Below are 5,627 nucleotides of genomic sequence, written 5' to 3' on the forward strand. Positions count from 1 at the left end.
ACATCGCGCACGGCTCCGTGCTCGCGTAGAGCGTGCACCCGACGAGACTCGCCTCGTCGAACCGACGGTTTGCGGCCCGCACGAGGTTGAGCTCGGCGTGATTCGTGCAGTCGCTCTCGGTCAGAACGGTGTTCTCAGCCTCGAGGACGATTTCTCCCGCTGCATCGACGAGCAATGCACCAAAGGGATGGTTGCCGTTTCCGCGCGAGCGTCGAGCGAGCTCGATCGCGGCGAGGAGATGCTGCTCGTCGGGCAGGTTCACGCGGCAAACGCTAGTCGACAATCTCGATCCCGAGCGCTGGTGCCGTCAAGACAGCCGACCTGGGCGCGTCGCCGTCGATCGAGTACCTGGCGTGCCGTAACATCCTCCGGCATTCGGCGAGCCCTACCGGGGGAGGCTGTCACCCTCCCCCGGGGCAGGGGCTTCGGCTAGTGGTCGTGCGCCATCTCCACGATCTGCTCCCGCGAGTACTTGCCGACGAGATCGGGGTGGTCGGCGGCGATGTGCGCCTGGACGTTCTCGACCAACGCATCGTCGGTCTCGCCTTCGACGTTCGTGCCGCACGGGCAATGGACAACCTTCACGAGGGCCTCCTCCTGATCGATGACCTCCGAGACTACTCCGCGGGAGCCGACCGGACAACGCGGACGCCACGCTACGGTTCGGCGACCGCCGCCGTCTTCGCGGTGTCACGCTCGTTGCCACCGGCGAGCTTCTGCGCGAACCAGACGGGGATCACGGAGATGACGATCACGAAGAGTGCGACGACGTTGACGATCGGCAGCTGCGCCGGGCGAGAAAGCGTCGCGAAGATCCAGATCGGGAGCGTCTGCTGCGCACCGGATGTGAAGATCGTCACGACCACCTCATCGAACGAGAGCGCGAAGGCGAGCAAGCCGCCAGCGAGGAGCGCCGTTCGCATCTGCGGGAGCATGACGTAGCGAAACGTCTGCCAGGAGTCTGCGCCTAGGTCGGCCGAAGCCTCGTCCAGCGATCCCGCCGTCCGGCGCATGCGCGCGATCACGTTGTTGTAGACGACAACGACGCAAAAGGTCGCGTGGCCGATGATGATCGTGGAGAGGCCGAAGGAGAAGCCGAGCGGCCCGAGCACGTCGACGATCGTCGCCTGGAGCGCGAGGCCCGTGACGATGCCGGGAAGCGCGATCGGGAGGATCACCGCGAACGTGATCACCTCCCTTCCGAAGAACCTGTAGCGGGCGACGGCCATCGAGGCGAGCGTCCCTAGCACGAGCGCGATCGCCGTCGCGCCGAGGCCGGCTACGAGGGAAAGCTGAAGCGCCTCCCGTACCTTCTCGTCGTGAAACGCGACCGAGAACCACTTCGTGCTGTAGTTCTCGATCGGCCATTTCTGGGTTACGTTCTCGTTGAACGCATACAGCCCGACGACGGCGAGCGGCACGTAGATGAACACGAGCGTGGCAGAAGTACCGAGTCGGAGTAGAAGGCGGGTAGTGCGCGACTCCGTCATCAGAGGGAGTCGAACGCCTTGAGGCGGCGCGCCACGAGGAGGTAACCGACGACGATCACGATCGGCACGAACGAGTAGGCAGCGGCCGTCGGGAGCGCCTGGCTCCGGATGTTGTAGATCACCGTTCCGATGAACTGCTCGCTCGTGATCAGCCCCGGGGCGATGTAGTCGCCAAGCGTGAGCGAGAACGTGAAGATCGAGCCCGCGACGACCGCAGGGAACGCCAGCGGCAGGATCACCTTGCGAAAGGTCGTAAACGAGCGCCCCCCGAGATCGGCCGACGCCTCGAGCAGTGACGAGGGAATGCGCTCGAGACCCGCGTAAATCGGCAAGATCATGAACGGCAACCAGAGATACGTGAACACGAGCCAGAGCCCGACCGTCGAGTACCCGTCGAAGCTCAGACCGATCGGCTCGAGCACCCAGTTGATCATCCCGCCGTCGGAGAGAATCGTGCGCCAGGCGTACGCCTTGACGAGGTAGTTCGCCCACAGCGGCATCAGCACCGCGATCACGAGCAGGTTGCGCGTCCGGGGCGAGGCGATCCTCGCCATGTAGTAGGCGATCGGGAAGGCAAGGACGATGTCGGCCAGCGTGACCATGACGGCCATCTGGATCGTCCGCCAGGCAACATCCCTGAACACCGGCTGCTCGAAGATCCGCTGGAAGTTCTCCAACGTGAATGTGTGCACGATCTCACCGGTGAACGAGTTCGTGTCCCAGAATGCGGAGAGCAGGAGCACGAACAGCGAGCCGAAGTAGACCACGAGCAGCCAACTGAACGGCAGCGCGAGGAGCGCAGCAAGCCGGAGCCGCGGGTGACGGAAGAAGAACGTCGAGAGCCGCCGCCCCGGGGATCCCCTGGGCGGCGGCTCGACGTGAACGACCGAGCTCAGTGGTTAGCCCCTGATCTCGGTCCAGGCGGTCTTCCAGTCCTCCTGCGTCTTGCACGTTGTGCCGTCGTCATCGTCCCCGCAGTCCTCGACCGGCGTCGTCCAGTAGTAGACGTCCTTCCACCAGTCCTCGTCATCTGCGTGGTACTCGGCACAGTGATTCTGGTTCTTGGTGAGCTCGCAGGCCTTCAGATTGACCGGCGCCTCCCCGAAGCCCTCTGCCACCGCTGCCTGCGCCTCGGGCGAGATCATGTGATCCATCCAGAGGTACATGCAGTTCGGGTTCGCTGCCTTCGAGTAGGCCATCCACGTATCTGACCAACCCGTCGTGCCCTCCTTCGGCTTGATCGCCGTGACGGCAACGGGGGGCTTCGCCGCGGTCAGCTGGACGTACTGGTACGGCCAGGTCGTTCCAACCGTGCTGTCACCGTTCGTGTACGACGCGATCTGCTTGGCGACATCTCCGGGCCAGTACTCACCGACGTACGGTGCCTGCTTCTTGAGCAGGGCAACGGCAGCGTTGAACTGCTCCTCGTTGAGCTGGTACGGGTTGTCGATCCCGAGGTCGGGCTGCGTCGCCTTGAGATAGACCGCAGCATCGGCGATGAAGATCGAGTCGTCGTAGATCGAGATCTTGCCCTTGTACTTTTCGAGCTGATCGTCCTCCCAGACGACGTTCCAGGAGTTCGTGTCCGCCGGCACCATGTCGTTGCGGAACATCAGGTAGTTGGGGCCGCGGCCGTGAGGCACCCCGTACGGCTCGCCGTCGAGCGAGTTGTACGACTGGCCCTTGATCCCTTCCTGCACGTCGGCGTAGTTCGGGATCAGGTCGGTGTTGACGGGTGCTACATCACCGGTCGCCATCAGACGAACGCTCGCGTTGCCCGATGCCGAGACGCCGTCGTACTCGCCCGTCTGGAGCAGCGAGATCATGTCGTCGGAGCTGCCGCCGTCCTTCGTGTTGACCTTGCAGCCCGTTGCCGCCGTGAACTCGTCAACGAGCTGGGCGTACCCTGCCCACTGGACGACGTTGACCTCGCCCTCTTCCCTGGCGTTCGCCTGGATTTCCTCGAGAGTCGAACCAAGCCCCTCGATCTGAGAGGCACTGCTCTCGTCGTCGCCACCGCACCCCGCGGCCACGATCGCCAGAATTGCCACGACCACGAGCATCCCGGCCCGCAGACCGAGCCGCTTTCTTCGTTCGGTCATTCCATTCCCTCCCGTTCGACGATTTCCGATTCCTGCCCTGGACGCCACTCCAGTCTGACGCGGCGTCCGCGTGCTGCCAACACGTCCCCCGAGGTCTCCTCGAGATTCTGCGCGAGCGCCTGAAGCTCGCCACCCCGATCGAGGCTGACGTGGTACCTCGTCACCGGCCCGACGTACTGAACGTCGCGGACAGTTCCCTCCTCGACATGCGACCCCTCACGGGGTCGCTCGCCCTCGGCCACGATCTGGATCTTCTCCGGCCGAACCGTGTAACGGCGCCCGTCCCGCTCGATCACATTCGAGACGCCGACAAATCCTGCAATGAACTCGCTCGTCGGGTGCTCATACACCTCGGCTGGCGGCCCGATCTGCTCGATCCGGCCCTTGTTGAACACCGCGACACGGTCGCTCATCGTGAGCGCCTCTTCCTGGTCATGCGTCACGTAGACGAACGTGATCCCGACCTCGCGCTGGATGCGCTTCAGCTCGATCTGCATCTCCTGACGCAACTTGAGATCGAGCGCGCCGAGCGGCTCGTCCAGGAGGAGGACCTGCGGGTTGTTCACGATCGCGCGCGCGAGCGCGACACGCTGGCGCTGACCTCCCGACAGCTGCGCCGGCTTGCGATCGCCGTACCCTTCCAGCCTCGCCACCGCGAGAGCGTCGGTCGCCCTCTGCTGTCGCTCGGCCTTCGGCACCTTCTTCACCATCAGGCCGTAGGCGACGTTCTCCTGAACCGTCATGTGCGGGAACAGGGCGTAGTCCTGGAACACCGTGTTGACGGGCCGATCGTACGGGGGCAAACGCGAGACGTCCTTGCCAGCGAGCTCCACCGTTCCGGCGGTTGGGATCTCGAAGCCGGCGATCATGCGGAGCGTTGTCGTCTTGCCCGATCCCGAAGGCCCGAGCAGCGTGAAGAACTCACCTCGCGCGATCTCGAGGTCGACGGAGTCAACGGCGACGACGTCACCGTACGTCTTCCGCAGGCCGGTGAGTCGGATATCGGGGAGCTCAGAGTGCAACAGCCAGAGCATCCTCCAGTACCGAGAGTCCCTCGTCCAGTACCTCCTGCTCGATCGTGAGCGGAGCAAGCAACCGAATCACGTTGCCGTACATCCCGCACGCGAGCAGAAGTAGGTTTCGCTCGAAGGCCGCTGCGACGATCGCGGCCGCCTGGTCGGGGGACTGCTCGGCCATCTCGAACGCGAGCATCGGCCCGAGACCGCGAACCTCTCCGATCGCGTCGTGCTTGGCCGCGAGGCGCTCGAGGCGCGCGCGCATCGTGTCGCCGAGCGCGGTCGCCTGCTCGAGGAACTCGGGATCGGCAACGGCGTCGAGCACTGCGATCGCAGCGGCGCACGAGAGTGGGTTGCCCCCGAACGTGCCGCCGAGACCGCCGGCGGGCACCGCGTCCATGATCGAGGCGGGGCCGGTTACGGCGGCGAGCGGCAGGCCGCCGCCGATCGACTTGCCCGATACGAGCAGGTCGGGCTCAACGCCCGCGTGGTGCTCGATCGCCCACATCTTCCCGGTCCGCCCCACGCCGGACTGCACCTCGTCGTCGACGAAGAGGATGCCGTTCTCGCGGCAAATCTCGGTCAGGCGCAGCAGGTAGTCGGTCGGCATCGTGAGGAAACCACCCTCTCCCTGCACTGGCTCGAGAACGACGCAGGCGACGGACGCCGGGTCGACCTCGGCCTTGAAGAGCTGCTTCAGGCCGGCGATCGCGTCATCGGTCGTGACTCCGCGGTACGGGTTCGGCACCGGTGCGCGGTAGACCTCGGGTGCGAAAGGCCCAAAGCCCGCCTTGTACGGCTTGACCTTGGCGGTCATCGTCATCGTGAGGAGCGTGCGGCCGTGGAAGGCGTTATCGAAGACGACGACGGCGGGCCGGCCGGTTGCAGAGCGCGCGATCTTGACCGCGTTCTCGTTGGCCTCGGCGCCCGAGTTGACGAGCAGCGACTTCTGCTGCTCGCCGGCGCAGGGCGAGAGCTCGGCCAGGCGGCGGCAGACCTCGACGTACGGCTCGTAGACG

At 65.2% G+C, this 5,627-nt stretch carries 7 protein-coding genes; all 7 read right to left on the reverse strand.

The window, feature by feature from the left end:
• The coding region (locus ABIR74_RS01965; protein ID WP_348174931.1) for a nucleoside deaminase at positions 1-262 on the reverse strand (262 nt) is incomplete at its 3' end.
• Positions 263-429: 167 nt separating this feature from the next.
• Complete coding sequence (locus ABIR74_RS01970; RefSeq protein ID WP_348174932.1) at positions 430-585, reverse strand: DUF1059 domain-containing protein; 156 nt, start codon at positions 583-585, stop codon at positions 430-432.
• Positions 586-656: 71 nt separating this feature from the next.
• The gene (locus tag ABIR74_RS01975) at positions 657-1,490 is read right to left on the reverse strand and encodes an ABC transporter permease (protein ID WP_348174933.1); all 834 of its coding nucleotides are present in this window, start codon (positions 1,488-1,490) and stop codon (positions 657-659) included.
• On the reverse strand, positions 1,490-2,257 hold the full coding sequence (locus tag ABIR74_RS01980) for an ABC transporter permease (RefSeq protein ID WP_348174934.1): 768 nt from the start codon (positions 2,255-2,257) through the stop codon (positions 1,490-1,492). Before ABIR74_RS01980 ends, ABIR74_RS01975 begins: the two co-directional genes overlap by 1 nt.
• Before the next feature lie 132 nt (positions 2,258-2,389).
• Complete coding sequence (locus ABIR74_RS01985; RefSeq protein WP_348174936.1) at positions 2,390-3,592, reverse strand: extracellular solute-binding protein; 1,203 nt, start codon at positions 3,590-3,592, stop codon at positions 2,390-2,392.
• The gene (locus ABIR74_RS01990) at positions 3,589-4,614 is read right to left on the reverse strand and encodes an ABC transporter ATP-binding protein (RefSeq protein ID WP_348174937.1); all 1,026 of its coding nucleotides are present in this window, start codon (positions 4,612-4,614) and stop codon (positions 3,589-3,591) included. The genes ABIR74_RS01985 and ABIR74_RS01990 overlap by 4 nt, the downstream gene beginning before the upstream one ends.
• A partial coding sequence (locus tag ABIR74_RS01995) for an aspartate aminotransferase family protein (protein WP_348174938.1) occupies positions 4,604-5,627 on the reverse strand: 1,024 nt, incomplete at its 5' end. The genes ABIR74_RS01995 and ABIR74_RS01990, both read right to left, overlap by 11 nt.

Source organism: Gaiella sp. (genome assembly GCF_039915195.1).
GTDB lineage: Bacteria > Actinomycetota > Thermoleophilia > Gaiellales > Gaiellaceae > Gaiella.

Excerpts from the sequence above, each read along its gene's own strand:
- ABIR74_RS01975 (WP_348174933.1), bottom strand. The coding sequence starts at position 1,490 with ATGACGGAGTCGCGCACTACCCGCCTTCTACTCCGACTCGGTACTTCT.
- ABIR74_RS01985 (WP_348174936.1), bottom strand. The coding sequence starts at position 3,592 with ATGACCGAACGAAGAAAGCGGCTCGGTCTGCGGGCCGGGATGCTCGTG.